This window comes from Thermoflexus sp. (assembly GCF_025055495.1).
Lineage (GTDB): Bacteria > Chloroflexota > Anaerolineae > Thermoflexales > Thermoflexaceae > Thermoflexus.
On the sequence record NZ_JANWXB010000253.1, the window covers coordinates 1 to 16131 of the forward strand.

The 16131-nt window shown below is 61.3% G+C and carries 14 protein-coding genes; 10 read left to right on the forward strand and 4 right to left on the reverse strand.

The features are described 5' to 3' along the window. Positions 1-120: 120 nt before the first annotated feature. Positions 121-1431 (reverse strand): trehalase family glycosidase, encoded by a 1311-nt coding sequence (locus NZM16_RS08260; protein ID WP_295449226.1) that lies wholly within the window; start codon positions 1429-1431, stop codon positions 121-123. Positions 1432-1709: 278 nt separating this feature from the next. Beyond that, a complete protein-coding gene (locus NZM16_RS08265; protein ID WP_295449229.1) occupies positions 1710-2951 on the reverse strand; it encodes a sorbosone dehydrogenase family protein in 1242 nt (413 codons plus the stop codon). A gap of 473 nt (positions 2952-3424) precedes the next feature. Between NZM16_RS08265 and NZM16_RS08270 the strand changes: the two genes are divergently transcribed. Continuing rightward, the gene (locus NZM16_RS08270; RefSeq protein WP_295479864.1) at positions 3425-3991 is read left to right on the forward strand and encodes a Uma2 family endonuclease; all 567 of its coding nucleotides are present in this window, start codon (positions 3425-3427) and stop codon (positions 3989-3991) included. Between the two features lie 80 nt (positions 3992-4071). Here the strand turns inward: NZM16_RS08270 and NZM16_RS08275 are convergent, their stop codons facing one another. Further along, positions 4072-5481: a cell wall metabolism sensor histidine kinase WalK gene (locus NZM16_RS08275; protein ID WP_295449234.1), complete on the reverse strand. Its 1410-nt coding sequence runs from the start codon at positions 5479-5481 to the stop codon at positions 4072-4074. Position 5482: 1 nt separating this feature from the next. Then, on the reverse strand, positions 5483-6160 hold the full coding sequence (locus NZM16_RS08280) for a response regulator transcription factor (protein WP_295449236.1): 678 nt from the start codon (positions 6158-6160) through the stop codon (positions 5483-5485). 814 nt (positions 6161-6974) lie between these two features. Between NZM16_RS08280 and NZM16_RS08285 the strand changes: the two genes are divergently transcribed. The 9 genes from NZM16_RS08285 to NZM16_RS08325 all read left to right on the forward strand — a co-directional run. Beyond that, positions 6975-8027, forward strand: a complete 1053-nt coding sequence (locus NZM16_RS08285) for an alpha/beta fold hydrolase (protein ID WP_295479866.1) — start codon at positions 6975-6977, stop codon at positions 8025-8027. A 449-nt stretch (positions 8028-8476) separates the two neighbouring features. Then, positions 8477-9289 carry a DeoR/GlpR family DNA-binding transcription regulator gene (locus tag NZM16_RS08290; protein ID WP_295449243.1) on the forward strand — a complete coding sequence of 271 codons (813 nt, stop codon included), beginning with the start codon at positions 8477-8479 and terminating at the stop codon, positions 9287-9289. Positions 9290-9332: 43 nt separating this feature from the next. After that, positions 9333-10145 carry a BtpA/SgcQ family protein gene (locus NZM16_RS08295; protein ID WP_295449246.1) on the forward strand — a complete coding sequence of 271 codons (813 nt, stop codon included), beginning with the start codon at positions 9333-9335 and terminating at the stop codon, positions 10143-10145. A 6-nt stretch (positions 10146-10151) separates the two neighbouring features. After that, entirely contained in the window at positions 10152-11219 is a 1068-nt protein-coding gene (locus NZM16_RS08300) for an ABC transporter ATP-binding protein (protein ID WP_295479868.1), read from the forward strand. 5 nt (positions 11220-11224) lie between these two features. After that, complete coding sequence (locus tag NZM16_RS08305; RefSeq protein ID WP_295479870.1) at positions 11225-12079, forward strand: sugar phosphate isomerase/epimerase; 855 nt, start codon at positions 11225-11227, stop codon at positions 12077-12079. A 108-nt stretch (positions 12080-12187) separates the two neighbouring features. After that, positions 12188-13360, forward strand: coding sequence for an extracellular solute-binding protein (locus tag NZM16_RS08310; RefSeq protein ID WP_295479872.1), 1173 nt, complete (start codon positions 12188-12190; stop codon positions 13358-13360). A 243-nt stretch (positions 13361-13603) separates the two neighbouring features. After that, positions 13604-14503, forward strand: a complete 900-nt coding sequence (locus tag NZM16_RS08315) for an ABC transporter permease subunit (RefSeq protein ID WP_295479874.1) — start codon at positions 13604-13606, stop codon at positions 14501-14503. Then, the gene (locus NZM16_RS08320) at positions 14500-15282 is read left to right on the forward strand and encodes an ABC transporter permease (RefSeq protein WP_295479876.1); all 783 of its coding nucleotides are present in this window, start codon (positions 14500-14502) and stop codon (positions 15280-15282) included. The genes NZM16_RS08315 and NZM16_RS08320 overlap by 4 nt, the downstream gene beginning before the upstream one ends. A gap of 103 nt (positions 15283-15385) precedes the next feature. Then, the coding region (locus NZM16_RS08325) for an ABC transporter substrate-binding protein (protein WP_295479878.1) at positions 15386-16131 on the forward strand (746 nt) is incomplete at its 3' end.

The window sequence follows — 16131 nt, forward strand, 5'->3', positions numbered from 1 at the left end:
CCAAATGAAAAATGGACAAAACACCAATGCTTGTCGCGATCACCTTTGCGATATTCTCCAGGTCAATGCGCAGACCTTTCCGCCGCATACGAGCAGCGCATCTGTGTCCTCCCCTGCCGGTTATCCGCTCAGAAGATCCCATCCCAGCAAGAGGGCAGCGGACCAGGTGAAGTCCCCGATGCCCAACCCTTCCCCGGTTCGAGGATCGTAATACTCGTGGAACCCGGATTGGGCGATCAGCGCCAGCGTATGCCGATGGATTTCCTCGGCGAGCTCGTGGAAGCCATAGCGGGCCAAGCCGTGAGCGATGAGGGCGTTCAGGTTGATCCAGATCGGGCCCCTCCAGTATCGCCGGGGCTCCCAGCCGGGATCGGCCTTGCTGACGGTCGGGACCAGATAGCGTGTTCCCCCGTTCGGGGCGAAGGCCTTCGGATTCCGCAGATGACGATCCACCATCTCCTTCGCCTGATCCGGCGTGGCCAGACCGGCGTAAAGGGCCACGAGCCCGCCGGCTGCGATCACCGGGATGCGGCGATCTGTCCCGCAATCCCAATCCAGGAAAAATCCAATCTCGGGATCCCATAGCCGGGTTTGAAAAGCCGCCCGGCTTCGTTCCAGCCATTCCTCGATTTCACCGGTCGGCTCCCCCAGCGCTTGGGCCATGACGAACAGGGCCTCCTCCGAGCGATGGCGAAGCGCATTGAACAGGACGTCGTAAACGCGGAAGGGAGAGCTTCGCACGCTGCTTTCCCCATATCGGTGGGACCGCAGATGGAGGATCAGGGCGAGGAAGCGATCATACTCGATGGAGCGGGGCCGTTGTTCCTCATGGACCCAATGGACATCGGCCCGCTGATAGGGAGGGAGGCCTTCCGTCTGGACCCGGGATAGGGGCGCATCCCAAAGCGGGCTGTTATCCATGCCGGATTCCCATGGGTGCACGATGCGGCTTAAACCGATCCCCTCAGGATCCCGAGCGGTGTGCAGCCAGCGATGATAGGCCCTCAGGGCAGGGAAGGCCTCCCGGGCGAAGGCCGATGCCCGTTGGCGATCCGGATCATGCTGGAACAATATCTGGATCACGAAACCCAGAACCGGCGGCTGGGTAATGCCGGAAGTGGGGAGATCGGTTGGTGCCTCCGGCGCGAGGTCCGAGCGCCAAAGGTCGGCCCCCGGGAAATAGGCGCTGGGCCATCCGTAGAACACCACGTGAGGAAGCATCCCGTTGCGCCACTGCCCCCGCAGGGCGGCGCGGACCTCCCGGTAGGCGCGTTCGAAGTCGCCCAGGGCCGCCCAGCCGAGGGCGGTGAACCCCGCATCCCAGAGCCAGAGGTGCGGATACTGGCGGGGGGATGGAGCGGTGAACTCCCCTCGATCGTTTCGTCGCAACACTTCGGCGGCGGCTTTTCGCAGGGGATCGATCTCAATCATGGAGCCTCCTCATCTATGGATTCGAGCGTTATCCCGGCCAGCGGGCTCGATCGCGAGAGGCCATCGCCCTCCAGGCTGGCTTCCGTTCATCTGGAGGTGTTGGACAATTTTAAGTGATGATCGGTGATGAAGGGGATCGAAGTTCGTGAAGGAGGACCTACCCGATGGCCCTGTAGGGGCTAAAGCTTTTTCGCCCCTACAGGGCCGACCGAGGGGAACCAACGCATATTGACCACTACCCATCTGGATCCCCTCAGGCAGGAGGAGCTTGGGTTTGCTTATGGTCCCGGAACGATCCGGAGGATCCGGTCATCTCCCGATCGAGGTTGCCCTCGGCCGTCTCGGTTGCTGGTGGTGAAATAGAGGGCGCCATCAGGCCCCATCACCACGTCGCGGATGCGCCCGAATTCCCCCCGGAAGAGCTCTTCGTGGAAGACGACCGAGGTTCCATCGGGTCCCAGGACGACGTGGTGGAGGTGCTGCCCGCGCAACGTCGCGAAAAACAGATGATCCTTCCAGGGCACCAGGCGATCGCCCGTAACGAAAGCCATGCCCGCCGGCGCCCACGTGGATTCTTCTCCGCTGTAAAGGATGGGATCGATGAAGCGAGGGTCTCCGGCAATCCCGGTCACCCGGGGCCATCCGTAGTTGCCCCCCGGCCGGATGAGATTCAGTTCGTCCCGACAGCACAATCCCATCTCACCCGTAGGGCCGTGCTCCGTGCTGTAGAGCTGACCGGTTGTGGGATGCCATGCCAAGCCCTGGGGGTTGCGATGGCCGTAGGAATATACATAGGAGCCCGGGAAGGGGTTGTCAGGGGGGATTGTCCCATCGGGGTTTAACCGAAGGATCTTCCCGGCCAGGCTATCCAGTTGCTGGGCGAGATTTCGTTGGGCCGCGTCGCCGGTGGTCGCATAGAGCTTGCCATCCGGCCCAAAGGCCAGGCGTCCGCCGTTGTGGATGTTCGCGCCGGGGATGTTGTCGACGAGGACCATCTCCTCCCCCGCCGTGTTCCCGCGCAGGGTCAGCCGGGAGATCCGGTTGCGGAGGGCGCCGCCCGACCGATAGGTATACATCACATAGAGTTGGCCGTTCTGAGCGAAGTTCGGATCCAGCGCCAGGCCCATCAGCCCTCCCTCCCCGGTCGCGGCCACTGGAAGCACAGCGACCGGTTCGGGGCGAAGCTGCCCGTTTTCGATCACCCGGATCCGTCCCGGCCGTTCGGTGACGAAGATCCGGCCGTCCGGCGCAAAGGCCAGCGCCCATGGCACCTCCAGCCCGGCGGCTACCACCTCCACCCGGGGCTGGAATGTCAAGGGAGAGGTGGAAGGAGTTGTCTCCGGAATGGGCAGCGCAGGCGCCGCCGTCGGGGTCCGCGGTGGAGAGGGCGTGGGCGATCCGCCCGGGGTGGCTATCCCCGGGGTGGGCGAGATGGGCGCCGCGGGGGGAGGCGATGCAGGCCCCCGGCCGCAGGCGTTGAAGAGAAACAGCATGAGACCCGTGAAGAGCAGCTTGCGCATGAGGAACCTCCCCCGATTTCGATTCTGTGAGTTCGCGCCGCTTGCGGAAATCAGGCGGGATCATTTTGTGTTGTTGATTCCTGCTTTGTCCATTTTTCACTTGGGGGGTTTCGTGGGTGGTGCGGGGAGCCAAAGGCCCCCGCACTGCCCACGAAAGATGTTTGGGGGGCCACGGCCTTCCGGACTCGCTTCGATTCCTCAAATCCCCAGTTGATAACCGGACAAAGCATTACGCTTTTCTCTACGCAACTCCCAGGTTAGAATAACGGATGTCTGGCAGGCGATTGCCGGGGTTGCTCCAGTGCGTGTTGATTATTCTACCTGCGGAATTTCTTATAGAGTGTGGGCCACCGAAGGCGGCCCGCACTCTACGAAAAACAGATTTCCCCCTCTCCGTGGGGCAAAGGCCGCACGGAGAGGATCACAACGCGGAGGCCAGCAGACGGATGAAAGGGCAACGAGAGGAGGCCTGGATGGCGATCCGACTGGATCTGGGAACCATCACCGATGAGGACTTGCTCCGGCTTTCAGAGCGTAACCCGGGTTATCAATTTGAGCGCACCGCGGACGGGAGGTTGCTGGTGACGCCAACCGGCATGGAAAGCGGACGTCGTAGCCTGGAAATTGCTTACCAGCTCAAACGATGGAACGAGCAGACGGGCCTCGGCATCGTCTTTGATTCCTCGGCTGGCTTTCGCCTTCCGGATGGCTCCCTGTTTTCGCCGGATGCCTCCTGGATTCCAAAGGAACGGTGGGAGGCATTGAGGCCCGAGGAGCGCGAAAAATTCGGCGCTTTTTGCCCGGATGCGGTCTTCGAGGTGCTTTCCTCCTCTCAGGTCCTGGAAGAGTTGCGGGAGAAGATGCGCGTCTATATCCGAAACGGCGCGCGGATCGCGGTGCTGATCGATCCTTATGCCAGGGTTGTGGAGATCTACCGGCCGGGCCAGGATCCAGAGCTCCATCGCGCTCCAGCGCATGTATCCCTCAGTCCCGAACTGCCAGACTTTGCCCTGGATCTCCGCCCCATTTTTGAGGGCTGAATTCTCCGAAAAACTTCGGGGCCATGGTCGCGCTGGATCCCCGATGGCTCCCTGACGGTCGATCATGGCCGGGTGGCCTTTCACGGGGTCGCTCCTGAACTTGCCTCATCTATCGCCCGCGGCAGGCGGATGGTGAACGTGCTTCCCCTCCCGACTTGGCTCTCCACCTCAATGGTTCCTCCCATGGCTTCCACCAGCGCCCGGGCGATCGAGAGCCCCAATCCTGCTCCGCTGCCCGTGCGGGCTGGATCCCCACGAAAGAAGCGCTCGAAAATGTGCGGCAGGATCTCCGGTGGAATGCCCGGCCCCGTGTCCTGCACGTCCAGTGCGATGAACGTCTCTCCGGCCTGAGCCCGCAAGGTAATCCGCCCACCCGACGGCGTATATCGGATGGCGTTGTCGATCAGGATGAGCAACACCTGTTTCAGGAGATCCGGGTCAGCCAGGGCGCTGGCTTCCGGCGCTTCCGGGGTCTCGATGGTCTGTCCACGGGCGAGCCGGCGGGCCTGGCGCCCCAGTTCGGACAGAAACGGACGGAGCGGAACCGGCTCCCGCCGCGGGGCCTGGCCGGCCTCTGCGCGGGCCAGGGCCAGCAGATCGTTGACCAGACGGATCAGGCGATCGCATTCCGCGATCAGGTCCTCCAGCACCTCTCGCTGATCCTGGGGCGGGATGGGGGGCTCCCGGCGCAGCAGCTCCAGATTGCCGCGCATCGTGGTCAGCGGCGTCCGCAGTTCATGGGAGGCATCCGCCACAAAGCGGCGCTGGGCCTGGAAGGCGTGTTCCAGCTGCACGTAAGCGGCCTGAAGCTCCTCTAACATGGCGTTGAACGTCCGGGCCAGTTCCCCGATTTCATCCGATGGCCCGGAATAGGGAACCCGCTGGCCGAAATCCCGAAGCCGCCCGATGGCCCGCGCGGTCTGAGTGATCTGGTGGATCGGGCGCAGGGCCATCCCAGCCAGCAGCCATCCGGAGGCGAAGGCGGCGGCCAGGGCGGCCAGGCTGCCCGCGAGGAGGATCCTCTCCAGGGTTCCCTGGGCCTGATCGTAATCGGCCAGGGAACGGCCGAGCTGCAACACCCCCCGTATTTGCCCATCCTGGCGAACGGGAAGGCTGTAAACGAGCAGGCGTCCGTTTTCTGTGTCGGCCACTTCGACCCAGGTTCGACCCTGCCGGATCGCGGCCAGGCCTGCCAGGCTGAGGGGGAGTTCGGCCCCTTCGAGGTTGGCCGTGCGATCCAGGATCTCGCCATCGGGCCTTCGGGTTTGCACATAGGTCTCCGGAGCGGCCAGCTTCCGGGCTGGGTTATCAATGGCCTCCAGCTGAAAGCGAGGGGAAGCCATGAGCCGCTGGGCTTCATCCGCCAGGGCATCTTCCAGAACGCGCAGGGTCAGCCGGGCCTGGATCCAGTAAACGGTAAGCCCGAGGGCCAGGAGGGTGAAGGCCAGGATCCCGCTGTAAAGGAGGGTGAGGCGCAGGCGGACCGACATCTCAGGCCTCTCGCAGCACATACCCGATGCCGCGGACCGTATGGATCAGGCGCGGCTCACCCTCTGCTTCTGTCTTCCGCCGCAGGTAGCCGATGTAAACCTCAAGGACGTTCTCATCGCCTCGGAAGTCATAGCCCCACACCTCCTCCAGGATCCGCTGGCGGGGAAGGACCTGACGGGGGTGACGCATGAAGAAGGCCAGGAGCTCGAACTCCCGGGGCGTGAGGGAAAGCGGGCGGGATCCGCGCCGTGCCTCCCGGGTTATGGGATCCAGGTAGAGGTCCGCGTAGGTCAGAGGCTGCTCCGGACGAGAGGCGCCAGCGCGTCGCAACAGCGCCCGGATGCGGGCCAGCAACTCCACAGGGGCGAAGGGTTTCACTAAGTAATCGTCTGCCCCGCTATCCAGACCTTCGACCCGATCCTCCACCGCATCCTTGGCGGTCAGCATCAGAATGGGGGTGGAATCCCCCGCCGCGCGCAGGCGAGCCGCTACCTCCACGCCGCTTAGCCCGGGCAGCAACCAGTCCAGGACAATGAGATCGGGCGGCTGCTCCTGAAGCCGGGCCAGGGCCTCCAGGCCGCTCGTAGCGGTGAGCACCCGATAGCCCTCGTAGATCAATGTGCGCCGGAGCATATGGAGCAGCTTCTCATCATCATCCACGATCAGGATGAGCGGCATCTGTCCTCCTTTTCCGCTCTCCCCGAGGCCCAACGGGCCTCGGGGAGGGGCTCGGTGCGCTGTGCCCTTACCTGTGTGAGCAGGTGAGGCCGCCTTCGGTGGCCTTGCCCGCCCGAAAGTCCCTACGAAAGCGCGGTAAGGAAACCTCACCCGATGGGGAAGGGGCCATTCGCTTCCCCCTTTCGGTCTGGTCGTCTGAGTTTCAAAAATGTATCGCCGTCAGCGAGAAGGGATCGCAAGGGGAGTTATCCCATAACAACCTGAGAGCCCGCTGAGAAAGAGACCCGGGTCCGCCTTTTCTCCCCTTTCCCACAACCCGGAGGGCGGTGGGGAGGGGGAGAAGCGAGCGCTTGCTGCTGTGAGCGGATCTCTTAACGTTTTCTCAGGATGATCCGCGATGATGTCCTTCAAAAGCCGATGGCTTCCGATTGCCCTCTATAGAAGTTGCGCCGTTGGGAGCAGGCCTGATGGAGTGGCCCCATCCCTCATGGATCCTCCCTTCTCGCGACCCAGAAGGCCATAGGGCTTTGTCCAGTTCTCAACGGGGGATTTGAGGGATCGAAGCCCGTCCGGAAGGCCCCCGCACCACCCCCGAAACCCCCAAATGAAGGAATAGAGTGGGGGGAGAAAAGCCTTCCTGAGGAAGCGAACGGCGTAACTTCTATTATGTGATGGAATCTTTCAAGGGTGGATGGGGCCGCTAAAGGCGGCCCCTCTCTCCAGAAGCTCTCGGAGGTGGATGGGCGGATTTGCCCGGAGTCTGGATTCAAGCGAGCAGCCCGCGCCACCTGGATCCCAGCTCAGGAGGGATGGCATGAGTTTATGGAGGATAACGCTCTGGTTCGTTGCATGGATCGGCCTGATGATGGGGATTGCAGGTTGTGGGCGCTCACGAGGGGCTGCCCCTGCCACAGCAACTCCTACGGTGACGATGACGCCAGCGCCCACCGCGACGTCCACCCCGATCCCGACCCCGACCATCACGCCATCGCCCACCCCGCATCCGCTGGTGGAATATACCATCGAAGCGATGCGGCGGCGGATCTATCCCGGCGGGAAGATCGAGATCCGCGCGGTGGTCACCCGGACGGAGGCTTACACCCGCTATCTCATCGCCTATCCCAGCGACGGGTTGACCATCACTGGCGTGATGCAGGTTCCCCATGGCCGGGGGCCTTTCCCGGTGATCATCCTCAATCACGGTTACATTCCGCCCAGCCGTTACGTGCCGGGCTCTGACACCTGGCGGCCGGCGGATTATCTGGCCCGCCGGGGCTATATCACCCTAGCGCCGGATTTCCGGGGATGGGCCGGGTCTGACTCCGGGCCGGATTTCTTCCGGATGGGTCTGGTGATCGATGCGCTGAATCTGATCAGCTCCATCCCCTCGATCCCCCAGGCCGATCCCAAGCGGGTCGGCATGTGGGGCCACAGCATGGGAGGCGGGGTGACCACCCGGGCCCTTGTGATCGACCCGCGGATCCGCGCCGCGGTCCTCTACGCCCCGGTCAGCGCGGATCTGGTGAATACCCGGCGGTGGCTTGGAGGGTTTCGAACCATCGAGGATCCGTTCCTGGCTCAGGCCTACGCAGACGCGCGCAGTGATCCGGCGTTCCTGCGTCAGGTTTCCCCAATTTATTATTTCCATTATGTAAGCGCCCCGGTGCAGATCCATCAGGGGACGGCCGACACCACCACGCCACCGGAATGGGCCCAGGCGATCCGCGATGCGCTGGTCGCGGCCGGCAAGGACGTGGAGTATTTCGAGTATCCGGGCCAAGGCCACGCCTTCCAGGGGCAGGCCTGGACCCTTTTCCTGCGGCGGATGACCTCGTTTTTCGATCAGCACCTGAAGGGCTCCCGATAGATCCAAGCGCCAGGGTGTCTCTCCGCTGGGCAAGAATCCCTCTCTATACCTCCAAGGGCCATGGGGAGGGATTTGATCTTTGGGGCCAACGACTGCTTTGTCCATCCTGGATTTGAGGGTTTGGGGGCGGGGCTGGGGAGCCGAAGCCCCCAGCCCTGTCCCCAAAAGATTTTTTCTCCACGGTCCAAAGGGCTGTAGGGAGGGGTTACTGTCCTCTCGACGGGCCTCGGTTCTCTCAATCTCCAATTCATAACGGGTCAACGCACGGCCTCCCGTCGCGCCAGTTCGTGACCCATCATCGCCAGCCCTGTTCCATCCTCCCCCATACGCCAGAGCACCTTTAGGATCTGCTCCATCTCCCGGGCCGAATTACGCACGGTTTTTGATCGATTTTGATTGATACTTGACATTTTGATCGAAAACGATTAAAATGCAACAAGGAGGTGCTCATGCAGGCGGCGCGGCGAGAACAGATCCTCCAGATCCTGAGCGAACGGTCCTTCGCGACGGCGGAGGAGCTGGCCCGGCTGACGGGCGCTTCGCTGCCGACGATCCGCCGGGATCTTCAGGCGCTGGCCGAGGAGGGGCTGATCGTTCGCACGCGGGGCGGAGCATCCCTGGGCACTCCGGGGATCGGTCATGAGATCCCGTATCTGACCCGTGCCCGAGTGAAGCTTCCGGAGAAGCGGGCCATTGCCCGGGCGGCGCTGGATTTCATTCGGGAGGGCGATGTCATCGCCCTGGATGTCGGCTCCACCACTTTTGAACTGGCTCGCCTTCTGCGTCCTCGTCGGAACCTCACGGTGTTTACGGCTTCTGTCCCCATCGCCCAGTTGCTGGCGAACACGGAGATCTCCATTTTCCTGTTGGGTGGCCAGTTACGCAAGAAGGAGCTTTCCATCGTTGGCCCCCTGGCGTTGCGGATGGCGGCCCAGTTTTACTATGACCGGTTCTTTATGGGGGTGGCCGGTCTGGATTCGGAGGCGGGGTGCACGGATTTCAGCCTGGACGATGTGGAGGTGAAGAAAGTCTTCCTGGAGCGTTCGCGGGAGATCATTGTGCTGGCGGATCACACCAAGTTGGGCCATGTCTCGTTCACCGCCATCTGCCCTGTTCAGCGCGTGCATCGGGTGATCACCGATGCAGGGGCGGATCCGCGGATGATCGATCGGTTGCGGGAGCTGGGGGTTGAGGTGCGGCTGGCGCCGGTTACGGAGGATCGGCGCGAGGAACGTCAGGCCTCCTCAGCCCGAAGGGCTTAGAACCGATTCGTGACGCTTATCCCTCACCACAGGAGCGATCTGGATGTCCTGGCTGCGGGATGTCTTCGGGGTCTCCAAGCCGGTGATCGGGATGGTGCATCTTCCGGCCCTCCCGGGTTCCCCCTTATACGATGCGGGGAAGGGAATGGAGGGGATCCTGGAATGGGCCCGGCGAGATTTACATGCGCTTCAAGACGGTGGGATCGATGCGGTGATGTTCTGCAATGAGAACGATCGTCCTTATACCCTGCGAGCGGATCCTGCAACGGTGGCCGCGATGGCGGCGATCGTGGGGCGATTGCGCGCGGAGATCCGGGTGCCCTTTGGGGTCGACATCCTGTGGGATCCTTTCGCTGCCCTCGCTGTCGCCCAGGCAACAGGCGCTCAGTTCGTTCGGGAGGTGTTTACGGGCGTTTACGCCAGCGATATGGGGTTCTGGAGCCCCGCGGTTGGGGAGGTTCTGCGTTATCGACGGGCTATTGGGGCCGAGGGGGTGCGGTTGTTGTTCAACATCAACGCCGAGTTTGCGGCCCCGTTGGGGAGCCGGCCGCTGGCGGAGGTGGCCCGATCGGTGGCCTTCTCCAGCCTGCCGGATGGCCTTTGCGTCTCCGGGCCGATGACCAGCGTGCCCGTGCGGGCGGAGGACTTGCGGGCGGTGAAAGAGGCGGTAGGGTCGCTTCCGGTCTTCATCAACACGGGGGCCCGGCACGACAACATCGAGGAGCTGCTGCCCTTTGCGGACGGTGTGATCGTGGGCTCCAGCCTGAAGGTAGATGGGATTACCTGGAACCCAGTGGACCCGGAGCGCGTGCGGTCGTTTATGGCGATCGTGCGACGGCTTCGGGCGGAGGCGTAAGGCGAGATGGCGCGGGTTGAAGTCGAAGGTTTGACCAAGCGCTTCGGCCGCGTGGTGGCTGTTCAGGACTTCGACCTGGAGGTGAGGGAAGGGGAGCTGGTCTCCCTTCTTGGGCCGTCGGGCTGTGGGAAAACCACGGTTCTTCGCTGCATTGCCGGTTTCGAACGGCCGGATGCAGGTCATATCGTTGTAGACGGCCAAGTGCTGAATGATGTGCCTCCCGAGCGTCGAAACATCGGCATGGTTTTCCAGACTTATGCGCTTTTCCCGCACATGACCGTAGCGGAAAACATCGCCTTTTCCCTGATGATCCGGGGTCGTCCCCGAGAGGAACGAGAGCGCGTGGCGAAGGAAATGCTGGAGCTGGTCCATCTGGAGGGCATGGAGGATCGCTATCCTCACCAACTCTCCGGTGGCCAACGACAGCGGGTGGCGCTGGCCCGCGCTCTGGCGATGCGACCTAAAGTCCTGCTCCTTGACGAACCCCTCTCCGCTCTGGACGCCAAGATCCGGGAGGAATTGCGGGGGGAAATCCGGCGCATTCAGAAGACCCTGGGGATTACCACTCTTTACGTTACTCATGATCAGGAGGAAGCGCTGGCGCTTTCCGATCGAGTGGTGGTGATGAACATGGGGCGTATTGAGCAAGTGGGAACTCCGGCGGAGATTTACAACGCCCCACGAACTCCTTTCGTGGCGAGGTTCGTGGGGACGATGAATCTTCTGCCCGGTCGGTTAGAATCGGGGGGGCGTTTTCTCTGGAGGGAGATGGAATTTCGAATTGGGATGGGCGCGGAGACCTATGGAAACCGCGAAGCATATCTGGCCCTTCGCCCCGAGCGCCTGAAAGTCGCCTTAACCCTGGAGCAGATCCCGCCGGATCACAATCGGATACCTGGGCGTGTGGAGTGGGTGACGTTCCTAGGGCCTATCGGTCGTCTAACAGTGCGAAGCAATGGGGAGCTATTGCTGGTGGATCTTCCTTCCGATGAGGCCGTTCGCTTCCCAGGCGGCTCGTCGATTTGGATTCATTTTCATCCCGAATCCGCCCATTTGGTGCCAAAGGAGTCTTAGTGTCTATGATCGCCTTTGGCTTTAAGGGACCGGATGCAGCGCAAGCCGGCAATCTGGAGAGTTGGCTTTCGGATCTGCGAACTGCGGGCTTTTCCTGGATGGAGATCCGTGCCCCGGAAGAGCGGGATCCTGCCTGGGAAGCCCGCCTACAGGAATGGCGGGAGCGAGACGGATGGTCCCTGGCTGTGCATGCGCGTTTCTTCGGCGTCAATCTTTCCAGCCCGAACCCCCGGGTGCGTCGGGCTGCTGTCGAGGTGGCCCTTGAAGATCTGATGTTCGCCTCACGGATCGGCGCCAAACGGTTGAATGTGCATGCGGGGGATGTGAACTGGTATGACATTCCACCGCCTGATCATTCAGCTCATGCCTCTATGGTTCATGAGCTCAATCGGTTACGCGCTCAACACCTGGCAGCAGCTGCCATTTCTATCGCGGAGATTGGGGAGGCAGCTCGAGAAATGGATATAGAGGTTGTCGTTGAAAACCTTTATAAGCCATGGGAATTGCTGCGCACGCCGGAGGAAACCCGCGATTTCTTCGAGCGGCTGGAGCCACGGATTGGTTTCACGCTGGACGTCGGCCATGCCCGTATAGCGGGCTGCTCGCCCATCGCCTTCATGGAAGCTTTGAACCGTCGGGTTCGCCATATACATCTTCATTGGAATGATGGGCTTTTTGACACTCACGATTTCCCGGATCTCTCTGAACCGGATCTCCGGGAGCTCGTTCGGGCCAGCGCGCAGTTCAGCCCTCAAGTCCTGCTGGTGATTGAAATTCTCCCCGGATCGTCGAATGGAAGGATCGAGCCGTTTTGCGAATGGCCCGCGCAGGCCTATGCGGTTCTCCGGGAGAAGATGTGAAAGAGATTTAACATAGCCTTTAATTAGTATTTACTCGGATTTTGAAGACGATTTGTGGCTTGAGTATATAAAAAATCAGGCCCTAATCTTCTCATAATGGAGGTTGCTATGCGCTCTAAAGGGTTAGCTGGGTTAATGATTGTGATGCTGTTGCTGGCGGCCTGCGCGCCGGCCGCCACGCCCACCCCGACGGCGGCACCTCCAGCCCCGCCGACGCCAGCCCCGGCCACCCCCACGCCGGTTCCGCCCACTCCGACAAAGACGCTGGAGCAGATGACTTTTGAGGAGCGGATCGCCTTCCTGGCCGAGAAGGCGAAGGCGGAGGGGGGTGTGATCAACTCCTACGGCATGCCGGAGATCTGGGCGAACTACGGGGGCATCTTCGCTGAGTTCAAGAAGCGCTTTGGGATCACCCAGCAGGACATCGATATGGGCAGCGCGGTCGTTCTGGCCCGGATGACGGAGGAAAACGCAAGCAAGAACGATATCGCCGATCTCAAGCCAGCGTTTGCGGCGGAGCTGGCCAAGCGAGGGCTGACGGCGGATTACAAGGTCTCGTGCTGGGATAAGCTCCCTGAGGGTCAGAAGGGCCAGGATCCGAAGACGGGTTCTGTGTGGTATGTCGGCTACAAGGGGACGCTGGGTTGGATCGTCAACACAAACCTGATTAAGAAGGTCCCGCGCACTTGGAAGGAGCTGGAGAACCCTGAATACAAGAACATGATCGGCTATCTGGACCCGCGGGCCACGGGCACCGGCGTGAACACCGTGGAGGCCGCGGCCTACGCGGTCAGCGGCGACCCGTATAACTACAAGGCCGGGGCGGAGTTCCTGGGCCGGCTGCATAAGATGGGCTTGGTGGCCAGTGTGGATCCCAAAGTCACTGTGGACAAGTTCCAGCGTGGCGAGATCGGAATCCTGATTAACTTCGACTACAACCTGCTGAAGTGGAAGGAGGAGCTGGGCGTCCCCAGCGAGGTGGTGATCCCGGCGGACGGGACCATTGCCAGCGGGGGCGGCGTGATCATCGCCAAGAACGCCCCGCATCCCCACACGGCCCGGCTGTTTATGGAGTTCCTGCTCTGTGGGGATGGCCAGAAACTCTACGCCCAAGGCTTCGTCACGCCGATCCGCCCGGACGTGGAGCTCCCGCCGGAGGTGGCAGCGAAGTTCCCGCCCAAGGAGGCTTACGCCAAGGTGGTGATGATCGATTATGAAAAAGATGCTGCCATCTCGGAGGATTTGAAGAAGGCGTGGGCGGAGGCGACCGGAGCTCAATGAGCGAGCGGATCGGGGGAGGGGAGCACAGTCTCCTCTCCCCCTTTCTTTCCTCTTTCCGCCCTAACTGGCAGTGTTTGATGACGACCGGATTGGGCTGGGCTACCGGAATGGCATCTCATCTCCAACGCTCCAAGGGCCTCTGGGAGACGGAATGAATCCAGGGGGTTGCCGTTCCGCAAGAAGGCCCTATCCGCTCTGATAGGAGCACGATCTTCCTCCGGATCGAGGTGGTTGGAGGTCGACATGCCAGACACCGTTACGGTCGTGCGCAAACCAGCGGCGCGCTGGGAGGTCTGGCGGCTTACGGTCTTCTTACGGATGGAGGTGTTATTGCTTCTCCCATTCCTTGTTTTTATTGGCCTTTTCGAGATTTATCCCTTAGTCAACATGGCCATACGAAGCCTGTTCGATCAGAACGGTGTGTTTACTATTCAAAATTACGTGAATGTATTTACAGAGTCTCGATTCCGGGTAGCGATTCGAAACAGCCTTCTGTTTGCCTCGGCCGCGAGCCTGGTGGGAGGGATTGGAGGGACCTTTGTCGCCGCCCTGGCTGTTCGGTTGCCTCCGCGCTGGCGCAACTTCCTGCTATCCCTGTATGCGCTTCCGATGACCCTCTCAGGACTGGTGGTCGCGTTTGCTTTCATTGTCTTGTTGGGCCGCAATGGGGTGCTGAATCTGATCGTCCGCCGGATCTTCGATCTTCCTCCAACCGTGTATTTCAACCTGTATGACTGGCCCGGCATTGTGATGGTTTACGCCTTCTTTCAGATCCCTCTGATGACCTTGAGCATGGCTGCGGTGTTCGAGAACTTAGACCCCAGCCTGATCGAGGCCGCTCGCAATCTGGGGGCGCGTCCATGGCAGGTCTGGCGCTATGTGGTGATCCCTGTGCTCCTGCCGGGCTTCTTGGCTGGAATGAGCATTCAATTCGCTGGGATGATGGGCGCTTTCGGAACGGTGCTGGCGCTGGTGGGGATGGCGAAGAATCTGCTTTCCCTTCAGATTTATTCTCACGCCTCGGAGTCCACCTATAACCTGCCTCAAGCGGGAGCCTTGGCTATAGTGCTGATCACGATCACAGCAACTGCCCTGGCCCTGCTCAGCTGGGGTGCCCGGAGGCTGGCCAGGAGGGGGACATGATCCGGTGGATTCTGTTCATATTCCTGGTGCTCTATATCGTCGTGCCCATGCTCATGCCGGTGATTTTCTCCTTCAGCGTGTTCTGGCAAGACATCCTGCCCCAGGGATTCACATTGCGCTGGTATGAAGCGATCCTCACGCGTCCGGCGAATTATGAGGCCCTGATGGTCTCGTTAATCGTGGCCTCCAGCGCTGTTCTTTTAAACATCTTGATCGCTGTCCCGGCGGCCTATGCTTTGAATCGGATGGGGTCCAAATGGGGTCAGCGCCTGCGTGAAGGGGCGATGATCCTCCCGCTGGTGTTCCCGCCGCTGGTGGTGGGCACGGCGCTCCTGCAGGCCTTTGCCCGTCCTCCTCTGGCCCTGACCGGGACGCTCTGGATGGTCATCATCGCCCATACCATCCTGGGTTTTCCATTCATGTTTCGCATCGTCCTGGCTGCTTTTCAGACGATTGATGAGCGCACCTTGAGCGAGGCAGCGGCCAGCTTAGGAGCTAACCTCTGGCAGCGAATGCGTTACGTGCTGATCCCCAATGTCCTGCCGGGTATTCTTTCCGGTGCTCTTCTGGTTTTCGCGATCAGCATGGGGGAATTTGAGGTGACCTCGATGGTGGCCGGGTTCACAGCCCAGACGCTCCCCTTGCGCCTCTTCCAGCAGATCCGGAACGATATGCGGGTGGCCTCAGCGATCACCGCCTTCCTCATCTATGTGTCTTTCCTTTCATTCATTTTGATGAGTTATCTGGGAACCCGAATGCGTCGCCTGCGAGCCGTATAAAGATTTTTGCGCTTCGCCGGGGGATGAGATCTCAAACCAGCCGTTCTCATAGCCCGTTTGAAGTGCCAGGTTCGTTCTCCATTCGCTCGAAAGGAGGTGGAAGATGTTCCGCCGAATTGTTTGGCTAATTGTCGCGCTGGGGATGCTGGGGTTCGGGTTGAGCGGATGCCAGCCGGCCGCCCCTGCTCCGGTTACCCTCACGGTGATCATGGAGCAGGTGCCGGACACGGACGTCATCCGCAAGCTGCTCCCGGAGTTCGAGAAGGAGAACCCGGGGATCAAAATCAACATCGATGCGATGCCCTACGACGCCATGCGTGATAAGATCCTGGCCTCCTTCATGGCTCCGAAAGCGACCTACGACGTGATCATCGTGGACAATCCTTGGATGGACGAGTTCGTGGCCGGCAACTTCCTGGAGCCGCTGGATGATCGCATCCGGGCGGTGACGGGCTACGACTTCGAGGACTTCGTGAAGCCGCTGCGGGACATTGGGGTGGTGGGAGGGAAGATCTACGGCGTTCCCTTCTACAACTACGCCCTGGGCCTGATCGTGCGTCAGGATCTTTTCGATGACCCCACCTACCGGGAGGCCCACCAGAAGAAATTCGGCACGCCGCTGGCGCCGCCAACGACTCTGGAGGATTACGTCCGCATCGCTCAGTTCTTCAAAGAGCAGAGCGGCGGGAAGATCTACGGGGCGGCAATGCAGCCCCAGCGAGGCTATAAGGTTTTCGAGGAGTGGAAGAACTGGCTCTACGCGGCCGGAGGGGATCTCCTGGACGATCAGGGCAACGTGATCATCGACCGGCCGGAAGCGGTGCGTGCTCTGGAGCTCTACATCGAGAC